Annotated in this window: 19 protein-coding genes and 1 pseudogene; 9 read left to right on the top strand and 11 right to left on the bottom strand. The window is 45.5% G+C overall.

Annotation, left to right across the window (positions count from 1 at the left end; genetic code table 11):
* Positions 1-83: 83 nt before the first annotated feature.
* Positions 84-623, bottom strand: a complete 540-nt coding sequence (locus ACLWBD_RS12225) for a hypothetical protein (RefSeq protein WP_413568361.1) — start codon at positions 621-623, stop codon at positions 84-86.
* A gap of 138 nt (positions 624-761) precedes the next feature.
* Here ACLWBD_RS12225 and msrB point away from each other — a divergent pair.
* Positions 762-1,238: pseudogene (gene msrB, locus ACLWBD_RS12220) on the top strand (peptide-methionine (R)-S-oxide reductase MsrB); the annotation flags it as partial.
* 107 nt (positions 1,239-1,345) lie between these two features.
* Entirely contained in the window at positions 1,346-1,675 is a 330-nt protein-coding gene (locus tag ACLWBD_RS12215; RefSeq protein ID WP_063204666.1) for a hypothetical protein, read from the top strand.
* 74 nt (positions 1,676-1,749) lie between these two features.
* Here ACLWBD_RS12215 and ACLWBD_RS12210 read toward each other — a convergent pair whose 3' ends face one another.
* Both ACLWBD_RS12210 and cobB read right to left on the bottom strand, forming a co-directional pair.
* Positions 1,750-2,892, bottom strand: coding sequence for a hypothetical protein (locus ACLWBD_RS12210; RefSeq protein ID WP_413568360.1), 1,143 nt, complete (start codon positions 2,890-2,892; stop codon positions 1,750-1,752).
* A gap of 143 nt (positions 2,893-3,035) precedes the next feature.
* Positions 3,036-3,743 (bottom strand): Sir2 family NAD+-dependent deacetylase, encoded by a 708-nt coding sequence (gene cobB, locus ACLWBD_RS12205; protein WP_413568359.1) that lies wholly within the window; start codon positions 3,741-3,743, stop codon positions 3,036-3,038.
* 86 nt (positions 3,744-3,829) lie between these two features.
* Between cobB and ACLWBD_RS12200 the strand changes: the two genes are divergently transcribed.
* The 5 genes from ACLWBD_RS12200 (at position 3,830) to ACLWBD_RS12180 (ending at position 10,038) form a co-directional block, all read left to right on the top strand.
* Positions 3,830-6,091, top strand: coding sequence for an aconitate hydratase (locus ACLWBD_RS12200; RefSeq protein ID WP_413568358.1), 2,262 nt, complete (start codon positions 3,830-3,832; stop codon positions 6,089-6,091).
* Between the two features lie 96 nt (positions 6,092-6,187).
* Complete coding sequence (locus tag ACLWBD_RS12195) at positions 6,188-7,096, top strand: ADP-ribosylglycohydrolase family protein (RefSeq protein WP_413568357.1); 909 nt, start codon at positions 6,188-6,190, stop codon at positions 7,094-7,096.
* Positions 7,097-7,109: 13 nt separating this feature from the next.
* On the top strand, positions 7,110-8,216 hold the full coding sequence (locus ACLWBD_RS12190) for an esterase-like activity of phytase family protein (RefSeq protein ID WP_063204661.1): 1,107 nt from the start codon (positions 7,110-7,112) through the stop codon (positions 8,214-8,216).
* 142 nt (positions 8,217-8,358) lie between these two features.
* A complete protein-coding gene (locus ACLWBD_RS12185; protein WP_413568356.1) occupies positions 8,359-9,474 on the top strand; it encodes a hypothetical protein in 1,116 nt (371 codons plus the stop codon).
* A 78-nt stretch (positions 9,475-9,552) separates the two neighbouring features.
* Positions 9,553-10,038: a hypothetical protein gene (locus ACLWBD_RS12180; RefSeq protein ID WP_413568355.1), complete on the top strand. Its 486-nt coding sequence runs from the start codon at positions 9,553-9,555 to the stop codon at positions 10,036-10,038.
* Here ACLWBD_RS12180 and ACLWBD_RS12175 read toward each other — a convergent pair.
* The 5 genes from ACLWBD_RS12175 to ACLWBD_RS12155 all read right to left on the bottom strand — a co-directional run bounded on the left by ACLWBD_RS12175 (position 10,035) and on the right by ACLWBD_RS12155 (position 14,865).
* Positions 10,035-10,850, bottom strand: coding sequence for a substrate-binding periplasmic protein (locus tag ACLWBD_RS12175; RefSeq protein ID WP_413568354.1), 816 nt, complete (start codon positions 10,848-10,850; stop codon positions 10,035-10,037). The genes ACLWBD_RS12180 and ACLWBD_RS12175 overlap by 4 nt on opposite strands.
* Positions 10,851-10,919: 69 nt before the next feature.
* Complete coding sequence (locus ACLWBD_RS12170) at positions 10,920-11,414, bottom strand: hypothetical protein (RefSeq protein WP_063204657.1); 495 nt, start codon at positions 11,412-11,414, stop codon at positions 10,920-10,922.
* A 2-nt stretch (positions 11,415-11,416) separates the two neighbouring features.
* The gene (locus tag ACLWBD_RS12165) at positions 11,417-12,616 is read right to left on the bottom strand and encodes a hypothetical protein (protein WP_413568353.1); all 1,200 of its coding nucleotides are present in this window, start codon (positions 12,614-12,616) and stop codon (positions 11,417-11,419) included.
* 74 nt (positions 12,617-12,690) lie between these two features.
* Positions 12,691-14,301, bottom strand: a complete 1,611-nt coding sequence (locus ACLWBD_RS12160; RefSeq protein ID WP_063206515.1) for an FAD-dependent oxidoreductase — start codon at positions 14,299-14,301, stop codon at positions 12,691-12,693.
* 78 nt (positions 14,302-14,379) lie between these two features.
* Entirely contained in the window at positions 14,380-14,865 is a 486-nt protein-coding gene (locus ACLWBD_RS12155; RefSeq protein ID WP_063204655.1) for a hypothetical protein, read from the bottom strand.
* Positions 14,866-15,045: 180 nt separating this feature from the next.
* Here ACLWBD_RS12155 and ACLWBD_RS12150 point away from each other — a divergent pair, with 180 nt between their 5' ends.
* On the top strand, positions 15,046-15,621 hold the full coding sequence (locus ACLWBD_RS12150) for a hypothetical protein (RefSeq protein ID WP_063204654.1): 576 nt from the start codon (positions 15,046-15,048) through the stop codon (positions 15,619-15,621).
* Positions 15,622-15,671: 50 nt separating this feature from the next.
* Here the strand turns inward: ACLWBD_RS12150 and ACLWBD_RS12145 are convergent, their stop codons facing one another.
* A complete protein-coding gene (locus tag ACLWBD_RS12145; protein WP_063204653.1) occupies positions 15,672-16,325 on the bottom strand; it encodes an OmpA family protein in 654 nt (217 codons plus the stop codon).
* 144 nt (positions 16,326-16,469) lie between these two features.
* On the opposite strand from ACLWBD_RS12145, the gene ACLWBD_RS12140 reads away from it, so the two are divergent.
* A complete protein-coding gene (locus tag ACLWBD_RS12140) occupies positions 16,470-17,174 on the top strand; it encodes an SIMPL domain-containing protein (RefSeq protein WP_063204652.1) in 705 nt (234 codons plus the stop codon).
* Between the two features lie 115 nt (positions 17,175-17,289).
* Here the strand turns inward: ACLWBD_RS12140 and ACLWBD_RS12135 are convergent, their stop codons facing one another.
* On the bottom strand, positions 17,290-17,826 hold the full coding sequence (locus ACLWBD_RS12135) for an AraC family transcriptional regulator (protein ID WP_063204651.1): 537 nt from the start codon (positions 17,824-17,826) through the stop codon (positions 17,290-17,292).
* A gap of 4 nt (positions 17,827-17,830) precedes the next feature.
* A complete protein-coding gene (locus ACLWBD_RS12130; RefSeq protein WP_413568351.1) occupies positions 17,831-18,379 on the bottom strand; it encodes a thioredoxin family protein in 549 nt (182 codons plus the stop codon).

The raw sequence follows: 18,379 nt of genomic DNA, 5'->3' as shown, positions 1-18,379 counted from the left end.
CTCTTGATCAGGCTGTCTACTTTTGGATCGCTAGAAGGACGAGAAGGTGTATATTACTTATGATGTTCTCTAAGAGATCCCATTTAATTTTTGATGTAGTAATTTGGGTCTAATTCAGTATGTCGACGGTCGACCGAAGTTCCATTATGACCGTGAGACTCTTTTCCTAAAGAAAGCTGCGCCCCTTCTTCGGAAATTTGCAAAAGCGTGAATCGAGTTTCGCCGGTGCGTGGAGGAGCATAGTCATCGCAGATCAAGTCCGTGACGATTTTCTTTTCTCCCGTTTTCCAGTCATGAAACCCACAGTAGGCAATCATATTTAACGCTTCTGTCACAGTGTCCGTCAAAGTGGTGTAGGAGGCTTGCGTCGCTTGGAGATCCAAGTTCACACCATCAATGGTAGCCGCAAACTTTTCTTCATAAATGATGTACGGCTTAGAACAGCTTTCATCTTCATATCCTGTGTGCGTGAAGGTCCAATCTGAATTTTTAATATTTAGAACCGAAGCCAAAAAGTCCGTGTCGTCTTCATAACACGAACGCAGAAATTCACCTTGTGGGTTGACAGGGTTTGCGAAGACGAAGTTGGAAAAAAATGTCATGGCAAGAAGAAGTGTTTTCATAGAATCGAGCTTATTAAGAATTCGCGAAATAACAAGACAAAAAGCCCATGGCAGCAGGCAAAGCTGTGTTTCGTCAAATCCATAAGAGTAAAATAGGGGTGTAAAGACATTGGAGGAGTTATGAAAGATTTCTCTCACTACCACAAACCCACTTCATCAGAATTGAAGCACAAGCTCAATCCCTTACAATACGAAGTCACCCAGATGGAGGGCACGGAGCGACCGTTTTTAAATAAATACTGGGACAACCATGAAGAAGGTATTTACGTCGATGTCGTTTCTGGTGAACCTCTTTTTAGCTCGCTAGATAAGTTTGATTCTTCTACCGGATGGCCTAGTTTCACCAAACCTTTGGATGAATCCTATATCACGACGAAAGTAGACCGCAGTCTTTCTGTGCCACGGATTGAAGTGCGCAGCAAACTTGCGGACTGTCACTTAGGCCATATCTTTAATGACGGGCCCGCTCCCACAGGCAAGCGTTACTGTTTAAACTCGGCGGCGCTCAGATTCATTCCCGTCCGGGATTTAGAAAAAGAGGGCTACGAAGAATATCTGCCTTTGTTTAAAAAGCAGAAGGACCGCGAAACCGAGGCTGGCGCGCCAGGTTATTAGGCATTCTCAATGCGCTTTCGTTTTGAAAAGGTCAGGGCTTTGTCGTTGGCATTCCTGATAAAAACACCTAAACATGCCTTCGCTAATTAAATAACGGAGGCATTTTTATGCGTATCTTACTTGCACTTGTTATGGTGTTGTCGGCGTCTTCTGCATTGGCAGCGGGCTGCGATAAATACATCCGCAACGAACGTTTAACAACAGCGATCAAAACAGTAGCTAAGCACACTCAATGGGGTTACCAAGAAATGTGCAACCACCCAATGATCCTGGATGTGGAAGCAACACCCACTCACACTATTGAACTGGTGAACGGGGAGTACGAAGAAATTCCTCACACACGTGTTCAACTTCACAGAGCTGAAGACAGCTGCTTGTACATGGTTCGTGATGCTTCACAAACTATCACTTCAAGCCGTTGCTATTCTGGATTCTAATTCTTATTTAGATTTGGAAATAAAAAAAGGAGTCGAAAGACTCCTTTTTTATTTTCAGATGTGCTTTTGCAGAACTATCTAAAATCGTAGCGGAAATAGAGCATAAAGATCATGTCGATTTTATTAGTTTTGATGTTCTTAAGATTGTAATCGACATAGTTCAAAAGTTTTCCATGCTTTTGCATGATTCTAAAACCGATTCTCCAGTTGTTTTTTCCTGTCGAGATATCGGCATAGCCGGTGCCTTCGTAGCCTGTGTTATAAAGCTTGGACTCATGACCTAACTCCGCACGATAAGTCAGTGATGATGGAGAGCTTTGACACCACAAAATACCACCAACATTCGCTGCAACGTAGCTGGCTTCATTGATTGTAGAGCCGCGACCACCGCTTTCGGCAAACGCACGCACGCGACACATATTTTTCGCCATCAGATATTCTTTAGCGATACCAACGTACAATCCCAAGATCGCACCATTGCGAGTGTCTTTGCCGTTATCTACGTTGATGGGAGTTTTCATTTTGCCATTCTGGGCTTTATTGATCAACGCGTGGAACTTCGCCTGTTGAGTCGCGCCTTCAAGATATCCTCCTGAAGAGTCGGATTTAAGTTGTTGCCATCCAGCTTCCGCTTTCCAGTAAAAAGTCTTACCGCGGTTTTTATCGATATTATCTAGAACGATTTTAAGAACGTTTTCATTCGTAAAATGCTGGCTGACGTAACGGCCACCATCAGGCAGTTTGTAAGCCGTCCCATCGATCGGTTGAGTATAAAGGTCCGACGAGTATTCAAAACTCATGTAGTGACCTTGCGGCAAGAATCCGCCGATCACGATTTTTGAACCGTGCGTGTAGCCGTTGTCATCGGTCTCAGCCTCAACACCAACAGGGCTCAACACATTGTAGTCGTTTGTTAAAGCTAAATAGATGCTGACTTTACGAGGACGATCAAAATTTTCTCCAGGCAAGTAGCTTTTAAAAAGATCCGGGACATCACGGAAGTCATCAAAATCAATTTTCAAAATCGTGTTCAAGCTTTCTTTCTGCACATACAGATGGGATTTGATCATATTGGCTTCGTACGCCTTGGATTGATCAAAGGGAACTTGCCAGTAGTGGTCGGGACTTGAAGAGGGAAGCTGCCAAAAGGAATTCTCTTCGGCGAAGGCCGACGAAGACATAAGAAGCGAAAGAGCGAGAACCGCTTTGTGCAGCATAAAACCACCTTTTGAAAGTGACACTAGAGTTAAAGCACAAACATGAGAATAGCTATGCGTATTCAGGGCTCGAAGTTTTTTACCAAAAACAGTCAAAACTTCAGACAGTTTTCACTCTTAGGAATTGCTGGAACGGGAGATTTTTACTCTAACAGTTCTTTAATAAAGCGTGGAACTTCCGTCGAGGCGGGTCCCACGAAATGCGCATCAAAGGAGGGAGAGATCTCGGTGTCTTTCAAATTGATCTCAATCTTTTTCGCCTTCCACGCCAAACGCACGAAGCCTGCTGCCGGATGCACATTGCCACTGGTGCCGATGGAGATAAAGTAATCAGCTTTGTCTAAAGCCGCATAGATTTCTTCCATGTGGTGAGGCATTTCCCCAAACCACACGATATCAGGGCGCACGCCGCCTTTTCGCCCACAGGCCTCGCAGCTTTGATCGACCGCCAAATCTTCGTTCCATTCGTAGTGCTCATCACAATGGAGGCAGAAAACCTTGTCCAGGCGACCATGCATGTGGAGTAAGTGGGAAGAGCCGGCGCGGCGATGGAGGTTGTCGACATTCTGGGTGACTAGCAGGAAGTCCCCCTCCCACAGGCGTTCTAATTCAGCTAATGCGAGATGAGCCGGGTTTGGCTGGATTTTCGGGTCTTTCAGTTGAGCCCGTCTCAGGTTATAGAAGCGCTGAACCAACTTGGGGTCTCGAGCAAAAGCTTCAGGTGTGGCGACGTCTTCAATGCGGTGCTCTTCCCAAAGGCCGTCCTGGTCGCGAAATGTGCGAATCCCGCTCTCTGCCGAGATTCCAGCCCCCGTTAGGATGACGATGTTCTTAAATAGTCTTAAGTCCATTTATGCCTCGCGCAAAGCCGCGGATTCGTTGAGCTTTCAACTGATTTTCATTATGATCGGGCGTTCTTCAAAGAAAGGCAATAACAATGGCTTCGAAAATCGAAACGTCACCAGAAATGGTACAGAACGTTTACAAGAAGACAGCTGAAAGATTGGCTGTAGTTCGCAATCGTTTGAACCGCCCTTTGACATTGGCGGAGAAAATCTTGTTTGGTCACTTGGATGATCCACAAAATCAAGAGTTGGTTCGTGGAGAAAGTTTTCTTCTTCTAAGACCAGACCGTGTAGCGATGCAAGATGCGACAGCGCAAATGGCTTTGTTGCAATTTATGCTTGCGGGTAAAGATGAAGCGGCCGTTCCTTCAACAGTTCACTGCGATCACTTGATCCAAGCTTACAAAGGGAAAGACGCTGACATGGCGGCTTCCAACATGTCGAACAAAGAAGTTTTCGAATTCTTGGCGACAACATCTTCTCGTTACAACATCGGCTTCTGGAGACCCGGCGCCGGTATCATTCACCAAGTGATCCTTGAAAACTACGCGTTCCCAGGCGGCTTGATGATCGGTACAGACTCTCACACTCCGAATGCGGGTGGTTTGGGTATGTGTGCTGTCGGCGTGGGTGGTTCTGATGCTTCAGACGTGATGGTGGGACTTCCTTGGGAAGTTAAAAATCCAAAACTGATCGGTGTTCACTTGAAAGGTAAGTTGGGCGGTTGGGCTTCTGCGAAAGACGTGATCTTGAAACTTTGCGGAATGCTGACTGTAAAAGGTGGAACGGATAAAATCGTTGAGTACTTCGGTGAAGGCACTTCTTCCATCTCTTGTACAGGTAAAGCGACAATCACAAACATGGGTGCCGAGTTGGGTGCGACATGTTCTGTATTCCCGTATGACGAGCGCATGGGCGCTTACTTGAAATCAACAGGCCGTGATCAATTGGCGTCTATCGCTGATGCTCACAAAGACATCTTGTCTGCGGATGCAGACGTTGTTGCGAATCCTGGTAAATACTTCGACGAAGTTTACGAAATCGACTTGTCTGCTTTGGAACCACACCTTGTAGGTCCTCACACTCCAGACTTGGCTCGCCCTATCTCTGCTCTTAAAAAAGAAGTGGCAGAAAAAGGTTACACAGCGAAAATCTCTTCAGCCTTGATCGGTTCTTGCACGAACTCTTCTTACGAAGATATCGGTCGCGCGGCTTTCGTAGCAAAACAAGCTATGGATATCGGCGTGAAAATGAATCAACCGTTCTTGGTTTCTCCAGGTTCAACACAAATCCAAAAGACCATTGAGCGCGACGGTCAAATGACGACGTTCAACGAAGTGGGTGCCACTGTTCTTGCGAACGCTTGCGGTCCATGTATCGGTCAATGGAAACGTGACGATGTGAAATCGGGAGAGAAGAACACGATCGTGACTTCTTTCAACCGTAACTTCCGCGCTCGTAACGACGCGAACCCAGAAACTTTGGCGTTCATCGCTTCTCCAGAGATCGTGATGGCGTTGGGTCTTGCAGGTCGTTTGGATTTCAATCCAGCGACAGATGAGCTTGAAGGACCAAAAGGTAAAATCAAGTTGCAAGCTCCGGTAGCTCCAGAACTTCCAGCTCAAGGTTTCATCCCTGATACGGAAGGTTACCAAAAACCAGCGGGTGCTCAGGCGCAAGTGGCTGTCAGCCCGACTTCAGAGCGTCTGCAACTTCTTTCTCCGTTCACGAAATGGGATGGTAAAGACTTCGTTGATAACTACGTTTTGGCAAAAGCTAAAGGTAAGTGTACAACGGATCATATCTCTCCGGGCGGTAAGTGGTTGAACTACCGTGGTCACTTAGACAACATCTCTAACAACATGTTGTTGGGTGCGGATAACGCATTCACAGGTGAAATCGGTAAAGGTCGCAACTTGATGACAGGTCAAACAGGTGTTGAGTTTGCTCAAGTCGCGCGCTCATACCAAAAAGCCGGCAAAGGCTGGGTGATCATCGGTGACGAAAACTACGGTGAAGGTTCTTCTCGTGAGCATGCAGCGATGTCTCCAAGATTCTTGGGTGCCACTGCGGTTGTGACGAAGTCCTTCGCTCGTATCCATGAAACAAACTTGAAAAAACAAGGTGTATTAGCTTTGACTTTCGTAAATCCAAAAGACTACGACAAGATCCAAGAAGAAGACCTTGTAAGCCTAGTAGATCTTAAAGATCTTGCTCCAGGTAAAAACGTGAAGATGATCCTTAAACATAAGGATGGTTCTTCTGAAGTTATCGAGTTGAAACACACTTACAACGCAGAACAGTTGAAATGGTTCCGCGCGGGAAGTGCGTTGAACTTGATTCGCGGACTTTAATTTAAATCTTTAAGATTTGATTGGGAAAGCCCTCGTCACAAACGAGGGCTTTTTTATTGTCGACAAGCCCCCCCTTTGCCGCTAAGACTTTGTGGCATGTTGTCTTTTCAAGAGCGCGTTCTAGGAATGTTATGGGGTTTGCACGCAGGGGATTCTTTAGGAGCCCCGTGGGAATTTTTGCCTCCGCAAGCCTCTTGGAACACGAAGACTGAAATCGTCGGCGGTGGAAAATTCAACTGGAAAGCCGGCGAAGCGACGGATGACACGGATTTGATGCTATGTCTTTTGCGCGCATTAAAGAGTCCTCAAGAAATCTCGTTGGATATTCTTAAATCAGAAATGTTGAAATGGTATGCTAGTAATCCACCGGATATTGGCACCACAACAATCAAAGGACTGCAAAACCTTAAAGACGGTCTGCCGCTCAAAGATTGTGGTTTTGTGAACAATGATTTTCAAGGTAATGGTTCGATCATGCGTGTGGCACCGCTAGCCCTTCTTAATGAAGATGCTCGGGGAAACTATGAAGCTCAAAGTATTCAGGGCTTGCACGAAATCATGGTCACACAAACCAAGATGACTCATGGGCACCATCACTGTGTCGATACGGATTTGATTTTTGTTCCCACGATAAAAGCTGTCCTTGCTGGAAAAAACAAAGAAGAGATTTTCGCCACCGCTTTGCATGAAGCCGAAAAGGTCAGTCCATTTATTTATGAAAAGCTGAAATTCATCCCGCAAACCGAATGGAACGAGCTTTCCACTTCTGGATTCTGTGTAGATACATTGTGTGCGGGATTGTGGGCTTTTATGAAATTTGATTCGCTAGAAGACGCTTTGGTCGCGGTTGTCAATCGCGGCGATGATTCGGATTCTTGCGGAGCTGTCGCGGGCGTCTTATGCGGAGCTTATTATGGCCCGAAAGCCATTCCTGCGCGTTGGCTTGAAGTTCTGGAATACAAAGAAGAGATTGAAAAACTGTGCGCCGCTTTCTTTAAGAATTGAGGGGAATTTTAGAATGAAGCTGCTTTTATCTTTACTCGTGTTGAGTTTGATCAGTGTAGAGTCCCAGGCATTAAGCTTGGAATACTTTGCTGAAACATCTATTCCCACTGGAACAAAGTTTCAAAAAACAACGATCGGGGGACTATCTGCGATCAGTTTTAATAACGGAACTTTGACGGCTCTTTCTGATGACAAGGGTCGCGCCGGGGATCCACGCTTTTACGAATTTGATCTTACAATCACTTCCGACAAAAAAGTGACGCTGACACCGAAAGCCGTTCGTTTTGTGACGGGACTTCCTATGGATGGCGATCGTAAAGCCATGTTAGATCCAGAAGGACTTGTGCGCTTGTCTTCAGGCGATTTAATTCTTTCCTCTGAAGGCAATAGCGACGCAAAACCTCGCGCGATGCCACGTATTTTTAGAACTTCACCTGAAGGTCTTTGGAAATCTGATTTTCCAATGCCAGATAAGTTTCTTCCAGAGGCGACAGGCGTCGAGACTAAAGGCATTCAAGGAAACCTGGCCTTTGAAAGCCTGACGACATGGAATGACGGTCAGTACGTCTTCACGACGACGGAAGCCGCTTTGACTCAAGATCTTGTAAATGGCAGAGAAGCGGAAGGCGACACCGTTCGCATTCTGAAATTTGAAGATCAAAAAGATAAAGGGTATGCGCCCATCGCTGAGTACGCTTATCACATCGACGCCTTCAATGAACTTCCGGCAGGAAAAGAAGTGATGAGAGGGGTTTCTGAAATGCTCGCTCTTTCAGAAACTAAAATGCTCGTGATGGAAAGAGGCGTGCGTGTTCTAGGCCCGAAAAAATGGGCGCAAACAGTTGCTATCTATTTGGCAGATTTATCAAAAGCTCAAAGTGTTCATGAGGCATCAAAACTTGAAGCCGGGACGTTTCAGCCGGTCGATAAAGTGAAGCTCGTCGACTTTGAAACAGATCTTCTTCAAGTGCGCGGTGAAAAGGTCATTCAGAATTTTGAGGCCATGGCGTGGGGGCCGAATCTTCCCGATGGCCGTCGCAGCCTTTTAGTCATGGTCGATAATAACTTTTCAAAAGCCGAACTGACAGAGTTCATTGTTTTTGCCGTAGATGGTGAATAATCTCTGAGTGTCTCAGGCTGAGACGCTCATTTGGTCTTTAAATTGCTTTTAAGATCTTCGACAGCTGAAGGTCGATCTAAAGGGTGCTCGCACGGGCGCGCGCCTTTTTTCGCCCGACAGGTGTCGAACTTAGGAGCAGTCCATGAAAAAAGCATTCTTAACAGTCACTGTGATTTCAGCCGTATTCACCTTAGCCGCTTGTGCGAAAAAGGATTCCGAATACGCAGCGAAAATGCGTCAAAAAAATGCCGGCGCGCAAGTAGGGCAGACGGCGACAAGTCACAAAGATGGCGTTCCTAAAAACGAAAAGAAAATAGCAACGAATCTTTGCGAAAAGCCGAAAGAAACCGTCTGTGCCATTCAAGAAGCACCGATCGCGGAAACGATTCGTAAAGAAGGTCGCGAAAAAGCCCTGACTCAGCTTAAAAAAGAATTTCCGCAGTTGTCGGCGGAATTCAAAGGAACCCGTGAAGAGTTTCAAGCAGGGAAACTGTACAAAGAAGAACTGCGCTTTTTACATTTATCAGACGCGGCCTATCGTATGATCTACGACTATGACAAAGACATCCAAGAAACCAAAGCACTTGTGCAGAAGCTTTACGCTGAACATATTCAGGCAAGCACACTTTCGGATGATGAGAAAAAGCATCAGATCAGTGTGATCAATTCCACAGATGTGATGTCCATCTCCCAAATTATTGAAACGACTTATCCAGGCAAAAACGCGATGACCATTCTTGCGACCAGCAATTGTGAGGGGGATGGTCTAGGTTTAAGAGCGCACTCGTCATTACTTCCGGGAGCTTCCGCGGGTGTGATTTTAATCTGCCCTGGGCAATTACTTAAACTGGCTGGTAAAGACAAAGAAGATCGTATCACTTCATTAGTGATGCTGCTGGCTCACGAGATGTATCATCAACTTCAGTTCCAGACGCGCGTCGACGTTCAAGATGTCGAGGCATCGAAGTGTCTTCGCAACGCAATGCCTGAGCGTGACGCTAAATACTTTGAAACTCGCGAGCGAGAAGCTATGGCCGATATGACCGCAGGGCGTATTCTAATGGCTCACTTAAAAGCCGTGACAGATGTGAAGACAAAGCAAGACAGGATTTCCTTGGCTATGAACTGGTTATGTCATATCCCCGACGCGCACGAAGGCGACTCGGCAACACATTTTACCAACGAAGAGCGTATTAAAAATCTCCTCAAAATCAAAGAAGCTGACGTTCTGAGTTGTGGAGAAGGACCGCGCTGCTAATTTTTTCGTGAAGCGGTGACCCCTGGACTTTGTTTTTAGGAAAGTTCAGAGCATAATAGGTGAACTCAAAGGAACCTAATGGCTCTGCAACTTTCTTTCAGTGTTAGCGACAAATGTACGACCATCCTGCTTAAAGGCAGTTTGAATGAGTACTCTTCGGCCCTTGATGGGGTTGAAGTGAATCCTAATTTCGATTTAAGCATTGACCTTAAAGATCTGCAGGCGATCAATTCTTTAGGTATTCGCAATTTTCATAACTTCATTCAACGGGTGCGCTGTCAGCGCTTAAAGCTTTTTTATTGCCCCCGCGTTTTCGTGAATCAGTTAAATATGGTCGAAGGTTTTCTGCCCGATAAAGCAGAGATTGAAAGTTTCTTCGTGCCGTACTTTTCCGAACAAAGTGGCGAAGATGCGCAAGTGCTTTTCACCAAGTTTTTGGAATATAAGAAAGTCAAAGATAAGATTGTTCTGAGTATACCTGAAATGCAGGACTCTCAAGGAAACCGTATGGACTTGGATGTCTTTAAGGACCAATACTTCCGCTTTTTAGACAAGTACTACTAAGGATTTTTAGTCGCCGGAGTTCTTCTGGAACCTCCGTTGGATCTTGCTTCATTTGGTTCTTCACTCAATGAAATTTTTAAACCGTGTTTGGCGGCGATCTCATCAAGCGCATGAGTGTGTTGCAGTTCGCGCAACTTCGTTTGAAATTTCTGAAATTCCAAGGCAGAAAATTTCTTGCGAGAAAAAACAATCGAGTATTCCGTAGGCTCACCCAGCCCTGTCACTTCGACAAGTTTGCTGCGATTTTTTTTAATCCAGGTCTTAGCGACATCGGCATTGGCGTAGGCGAGGTCATAGCTGTTGTTTTCAACTTTTCTTAAGGTGTTGATCACGGTTTTTTCAGGATAAATTTTGAATTTCTTATCTACGTATTCGTGAACTTGTTGCAGGCTCACTTCCGTCATAGAAGGGGAAAAGACGCCGACTTTCAGGTGGCTCAAAGAATCATAGTCTTTGATTTTTTTAGCAACAGCGGGGCGCGCAAAAAAAGAATAGCGAGTGTCGAAGACCTTTTCTGAATAGTAGTAAACGCGTCCTCTTTGAGGAGAAGGACCCAGTGGGCAGCCAATATCGGCTTCTCCTTCTTTCAACATGCGTAACATGTTACGTAAAGGTGCGATTTTAAATTTGCAGCTTTCTTCGTTGGATTCGCAGAGTTTTTTGAGGATGTCGTAGCAGGCTCCCTGAATTCCCGGACCGGCATCACTATAATAAAAGGGATCAAAATCGTGACCGACGACGACATGCGACTGGCCCTTAGCAGAGAGAGCCAGCGCTAAAAAAAATAATAAGCCTGGCAGAATGTTTTTCATGCTTTCAGCATAACTGAAAAGGGATCCTATTAATCACGTCGTGCTGAAAAACAGGATTAAAAACGTGAGCTAATAATTTTTAAAGAAATATTTTGGACCAATTGTCAGCCAAACGTAGAAGGCAAAAGAGTTAAACACGATGGCCCAGAGCAGGCGATTGCGACTGGTCTTAGTCAAAGGTACTTCCTGGCGCAGGACTCTATAACCCAACACCATCGAATAGAAGTTGCAAAGAAGAGGAATAAAAATACAGCCTAGAATCGCATTCCAAAGAGCCTTCTTGGCCATAGCTTGAGTTGTTTCCAGATCATTCTCATGAACGATTTGAATTCTCGGCGGCTCTCTTCGTTCTAGCTCTAAAGAGGCTTCCATATATTCGTGTTCGGGAATTTCCAGAGTCAGTTTTCCCAGAAGTTGTCCCAGATGGGGAGCCACGGTGCGGGTTTGTTCATCGCGCACACGCGGATGAAATCCTTGAGATTCCAAAAAAGATTTCACAACTTGCGCTTCAGAAAAATCAGCACAATCCATTAAGAACACAAAATTGGATGTCGAATTGTTCATGCTTAGGATTTTACTTTGTCGTCCCAGACCTGTACACAAGCATTTTTAGAAACTTTGCGTTCTTCAATCCAAGGGAAGACTTGTTTCATTCCATAGAATCCATCCATCCCGGACGTGTAATGAAACTGCTTTACTTGCTTAGTACGTGCATTAAATTTTTTCGGGAATAAAACGGCTTCAGTCGCAATCCTCATCGTATTTTCCCAGATATCCTGCTCAAAAGGCGGAGGTTTGGCGCCGGTCCAGAAGGCCTTGTCCTTACTTGATGGCGGGCAAAGACCGTGGCGCAGACTTGGATTGTCTTTACCATCAATCTTTTTAAGCCACAGTGAAAATTGAGAAGGAGATGTCACAACTTTTGCCAAAGGAGTTTTAATAGCGGCATGATCGCCTTTAATAAATTCGGCTTTACGCTGTGATGCTTCAGCACGATTGATGGAAATTTTTGCCACTGTCATCGGGTAGTGAAGACCATGTTTGTAACAACGAGCCATCTCTGCATAAAGGGTGCGCGCCAGGGCATCGACCTCGATCAAATCTTGTTGGGTCATGAGGGTGCCATCTTCTCTTTTAATTTTCGGTACACCTTGCTTTTTTAAAGCCGGAAGCACGTAAGCATCGTAGGGATTTCCGCCCGCATACGGCGATGGCGGATTTTTAGGATTGATCACGCAAGCGCCAACGTACGGCGACAGAGCTTTCGCCGTATCTGTGACCGAGTGATTTGATAAAGACTTTTGCAAAGGTTCTAAACTTTTTTGTATATCTTTAGCCGGAGTTTTTGCGCCCGGAGGACATTCTTCTTTTTCAGCCGCGGCCGTTCCATAGAAAGAACTCTTTTTAGCATTAGTCACATAAGCGGCGTCAATCCAACCCTGACCTTCTTGCGTATAGACTTTGCCATTCACCGTGCGCTTATAGCGGTACTTCACCTGAACGTATTCTTCCATTTCAAGTTTACCGGTGTACGGATCTTCAACCTTCATTTTTTTGACGGGAGAAACAACTTCGATTTGGGCCGAGCTATCGGGCCACGCGACAGATTTACATTTGGCATCGCCCGCACAGTTTTTCCAGTTCATTCCGGGTTGATTGAATACGGAAACAATCTGACCGTCTTCAAGGTCTAGGTAGGCTTTTCCATTCGCCCAAAGGGTGCCGCTCGCAAAGATGAATAAAAACAAAAAGGCAATAAACCGCATAAGTTCTTTATCGATTTATTGCCTGTGAGCTTAAGGATTTTCTGTCTTCATTCTCAAATTAAGACAGAAGTTTTTTATTTAATAAGCGAGGAAACTTCAATCGCTGCTTGGTGAGCCGCTTCAAAGCAAGGAGTCATCCAGTTATCTTGGTTCGCGAAGTGAATCACGTCGTGAATAGATGCAGAGGCAATCTGTGCTGTTCTTGCAGCAAGAAGACCTTTAGCCGCGACCGGAAGAGCATGTCCCCAGCGAGTCATGCGCACACCGTGAATGTCGTTTTGTGATAAACCCAAGGCATTAAGAACGGGCTCAATATCAGTAAGATACTTCGCTTTGTATTTGTCATGGGAGGCTGGGTTGAACAAGAACTGACGAGCACCATCGTAAGCAATGCCTTGATACAAAGTCAGAACACTGTGCTGAGTTTTTTCTTCTTGAGCCCAAGTTCCAAAACAAATGTCGGTGAAGCTTCGATCGCCGCGCTTCATTGCCGTCGGCGAAGGAGGCATTTTTCCTGTTAAACAGTAAAGCTCATAGCTTGGACTTTGAATCGGCTTTTTCGTGATGATGTTTCCGACCAAGTAAGCACGGTAGGGAAGAAGATCAATCGTTGTATCTTGTTGCTTTGGCATTTGCGGAAGCAAACGACGAGCGACAAACTTAGGGCAAGCCATGACAACATGATTTGCTTTGATTTTCTTTAATACGCCCATGCCGTCAACATAAAGCACCGTTGCTCCGCCGCCTTCAGCCTTCACTCTTAAAACCATGCAGCCAGAGCGCAAGGATTCTTTGCCGGCATCTTTGCGAATTTGGATCGCCATCTTTTGCGCAACATAAGAGTTCCCACCTGGATACGCTAAAAGCGCTCCGGTCTCAGAACTGATGAAACCCAAATATTGAAAAGCAGAAAGTTCATCGATAGAGCCACAGAAAGAACTCCAGCCGTAAAGCTGCATGTACTCTTTGATATGCGGATGAATATTTGGGAATTCTTTATCGACCCACTCTTCCGCCGTCATTTGGTCATATTCTTTGGCGAAATCACTTTCGAAACCAAAGTCTGCTTCATTGAAGATCTGCTTTAAGCGTGCGTGGAACTTTTTAAAGTCGGCGTGAGCATCCGCACTGGCGCCTTCCCAGAAAGGACGCGCGAATTTTTTATTATAGAACACGGTGGTTTCATCACCCGTCTCACGACGGGCCTTATCGTGAATATCCAGCTCACGCAGTAAAATGCCTAATTGAGATTCGGCATCGGGTTCAGCCAAGTAAGCCGCACCAATGCTGTAGATCGCATCTTTGTACATTTCTCCCTTGGTGTTGCCACCCAAGCGATAATCCTGTTCAAGAAGGGCGATTTTTTTATGACGAAGATAGTAGGCGCTGGCAAGGCCACCAATACCGCCACCGACGACAACGACGTCCAACTCTTCAGAGACTTTCGGTTCGCCACCTTGTTTTTCGATGTAGCCGTCGATATTCCAAAGAATGTCGTGCGGGCGATCGATGTTGTCGCCATTAAAATCGAGGCTTGAAGATTCGTTGTCAGAAAGGCGTGCAATAGGCCAATCGTCAGTCAGGTTTTTGGATACCCAAGAAGAACCTTGAGCCAAGGTTTTCGTTGGAAGAGAAGAAAGGGCCGCCAATGTCGCTGTCGTCTTTAAAAAATCACGTCTTTGCATGGCGTCTAAATAAGTTTTCCAACTGAAAATCACAACTAGAGAAGCAGGGGCTTCTCTAGTTGAGAAGTAATTGAAATCCTAGTGCGGCTGTACCACGTCGTTACACGAAGGAACCGTGTAAGATTTTCTAAATAGAAGCTCTTCACGTTCTACGTTGCGGTTTGAAATACGCTTGTAAACCGGGATCGTCACGGTCAAGGGATATGAGCCATAGACGTCGACGTCTTTGCAAATACGTTGATTTGTATTCCAGAAGCAGTCTTCCACGGTGTGAACATAACTGATTGGAGTTGATAGATATTCACGTCCAACGACCACAACTTCCATGCGGTCACCGCCATAGCTGCGAGTCTCTGTGATGTCCACAGGCTTTTGTGTGCGCAAACGATCGCCATCTTGGCAAACGAACATGTAGTCAATAGAGCGACCCATGTACACTGTAGGGGCCTTCGGGTGAAGGTATTTTGAACGGTTGATTTCGTCCCATGACATATCAGCAGAGTAAGCGTGAGCAATCGCCGATGTAGAAAGAATTCCTAAAAATAGTGCGATGATTTTTTTCATACGATCTCCTTTAAAAGTTGTGATGATGGTTTTATTTCTGTTGCTTGAAAGTTCTCAACACAGGAACACCGGTTTTTGTTTTATGACTGATCCAACAGATTTCATTTGAGGCCAAAATGATGCTTTGAATCACGAGAAAACTCATGCAACACGGAACCCTTTCGGGTAAGGACTTCGTTCATGAATATTGCGATGCCTGAACTTACCGAAAAGCTGAATAGACCTGAAATCATCAAAAAATCCTGGGTGATCACTCTTTCCGGGACACGTTTTAATATCTTGGATCCAGACCCAGCAGCAGTGCGTATGGAAGACATTGCTTGTGCATTAGCTCGTCAGGCGCGCTTTAATGGACACACACGTTTTTTCTATAGCGTGGGTCAGCACTCTTGCTTAGGTGCAGAGGTTTCTCCAACGAAAGAGATCGCGTTGCACATGTTGTTTCATGATGCGACTGAAGCTTATGTCGGGGATTTGGTGTCTCCGGTAAAAGCGCTTCTACCTGATTTTGAAATTATAGAGTCGCGTATTCACTGGGCGATCTCGCAGAAATTCAATTTGGAATTCCCACTTCCCAAAGTCGTAAAACAGATCGATCGTCGTTTGCTAGCAACTGAGGTTCGCGACCTGATCACAAAGGATTTAGCTTCTTGGAATATCGGGGAGGATGAGCCTTTTGAGTTCCCTATCATCCCGTGGCCGCCGGAAGTGACAGAGGCGCGCTTCTTAGAAATCGCCCGCAATCTCATGAAATAAAAAAAGGCATCCCTCGGGATGCCTTTTTATTTTGTCTTTTCTAAAACAAATTATTTTTGCGCGTTCTTAGGAACTTTAGATTCATCCACCGTGATTTCGATTTCTACACGGCGGTTTTTAGCGCGAGCTTCTTTTGTTTTTCCTGGATCAACCGGGTTAGCCGCACCCATGCCCACTGCTGTTGCTGTGTTTGCAGGAACGCCTGATGCTACAAGCTGATTGCGAACAGCTTCTGCACGTTGTTGAGACAACGGGTTGTTCACCATTTGGCTGCCTGTATCGTCTGTGTAACCGCGAACTGTCAGAACATTCTCTGGATACTTCTTCATGATCGCCGCCAATTGATTGATGTTTTCTTTGGCTTGCGGTTTTAGGTCTGCTTTACCAGTGTCGAACAAGATATCACTTTTAAGTTTTGTGATAAGACCCTGCTCTGTTCTTTTTGTCTCCGCGATTTTCGCCAATTCTTTTTGTTGCTTATCCAAACGGTGACCAACAGCTCCGCCAAGACCTGCACCCAAGGCCGCACCGATCAACGCACCTTCATTGCGACGACCTGTTTGGTGACCAATCACGGCTCCCACAACAGCGCCCACACCGGCACCGATACCAGCACCTTTTGCTGTGTTTGGATTTTCGTTCGCTGTTGCACAGCCCGTAGCAATCATCGCCACTGCTGTCCCGATTAAAATTAACTTTTTCATGAATGAACTCCTCTAGGGCTCTATTATCAAAACAAAGCCGAATGAAGCGCAATATTAGAATCAATGCGTTGGACCTCGCGAAGAAGTTTACCTTACCTAGGGCCTGGATTAGAATTTTGAGGTAACCCATGGAAAGGGGAATTTATGAGTAAGATTTTAAGCTGTGCTCTTATAGCACTTACTTTAGTGGCGTCTGCGGCTCACGCAGACAACTTGATTGTGGTCAACGGCGTGGCCGAGCGAGGCTTAGACCCGAATCTTGTAAACATCTCTATCAGCGTGTGGGCAAAAGCTCCAGCAGCAAAACAAGCCCAGCAAATGGCCGCTAGCCAGTTCAAGAATGTAAAGAAGGTTTTTGAAGATTTCAAAATCAAGAAAGAAGACGTTCAAACGGACAACTACAGTTTGAATCCTGAATACGAGTACGATCAAAAAACTCAGCAAAACAGAATGACGGGCTTCCGAGTGACTCAAAGCCTGCAAGTGACTTTGCGTAAAATTGATGACGCTGGAAACTTCTTGGACGCAATTGTGTCTGATAAGAAAACTCAGACTTCCGGAGTGAACGTTGCATCATTAACTTGGGATTCAGACAAAAGAATGCAGGTCGAAACAGCTGCTCTGGGGGACGCCGTCCGCGCCGCCAAAGTAAAAGCCGAAGAAATCGCCAAAGCGGCAGGAGTTAAAATCAAAGCCGTTGGTAAAATCACCAGCAACCAATCCCAATCACCACCGCAACCGTTCTATGCCACTTTCAATAAAGCCATCGCCGAAGCCGCATCCACAGACGTAGCTTCCGGCCAAATCAAAGTCCGCGTAGAAGTCACCGCCGAATACGAAATCAACTAAAAGGTGCCTGCTTCTTTTTTGTCGTGCAGAGCAGTACAAAAAAGAAGCAGGCACTTTAAAAAAAAAGAGGAGCTTATCGCTCCTCTTTTTTTTTAACACGAAGGGAAGCAGGTACCTATTGGACTGGGAATAGGTACGTCGTTGTCATGGCGTTTTTCTCAGTGATCGAGTGGATCTCGTAGATTTCAACGACGGCTTCAGTTTGTTTTAGGTTTTGTTTTAGCATGTAGTCGTTCACACGAGGGTAGACTTTCATAGGGCCAATGCCGGGAGAACCTGTGAAGACGGCCACAACGTATTTGCGGGCTGGGATTTCGCCGGATTTGAAGTCTTCAGGTAGGTTTGCTGGAACTTCAGCAACGATGCAACCCACTTTAGAGCGAAGGCGTGCTTCCTCTGTTGTTTGTGGATCATCCATGTATTCACCGAAAGTGCGACCACAAGGTGCGCCTTGTGAAGCCATGAATTTTTCCACTTTTTCGATCACTTTATTTACTTTGTGATAGGGGCCTACATGCTCAAGGTACACGGTTTTAAAAGGACCTTGCTGTGATTCAGAGATGTCGACGCCTTTCCAAGCTCCCAAATAGTTGGAAAGGAAAAGACCGAATGAAACCATCGCGACTAGAATGAAAAATAAAATATACTTCATGCTGTTATATCCATTTGATTGAGCAGCCCATAGAGGCCGTTTGTTCTTCAGAAACTTTTTGATCTTTTATTAAGGTTTGCACGGCTTCGTAAAGTTCGCGCTTTGTCACTTTGCTAGCATCTTTCCAAGAGTCATCCAGGCGACCGCGGTACGCAAGCTTGTGATTTTTATCATATACAAAGAAGTCCGGTGTACAGACCGCGCCGAACTTGTGAGCGACTTCTTGAGACTCATCGTAAAGATAAACAAACGGGTAAGATTTTTCTTCCGCACGTTTTTTTAGATTCTCAAAAGAGTCTTCAGGATGGGATTTCGCGTCGTTAGAGCAAATAGCAACAACGGATACGTTTTGTTTTTTCAAATCCTGACCCAGTTGAATCAGACGGTCTTCAATGGCTTGAACATAGGGGCAGTGATTGCAGATGAACATCACAACCAAAGGATGTCCCGTCGGGAAATCTTTTAAGGCATAAGTTTTCCCATCCGTTGCCGGAAGCTTAAACTCTGGACAAGCATTTCCTAAATCGGGGAACGGAGTGAATGTCAAAGCCAT

The organism is Bdellovibrio sp. HCB117 (assembly GCF_047305915.1).
GTDB lineage: Bacteria > Bdellovibrionota > Bdellovibrionia > Bdellovibrionales > Bdellovibrionaceae > Bdellovibrio > Bdellovibrio bacteriovorus_B.
This window is presented reverse-complemented; position numbering and strand designations above follow the sequence as displayed.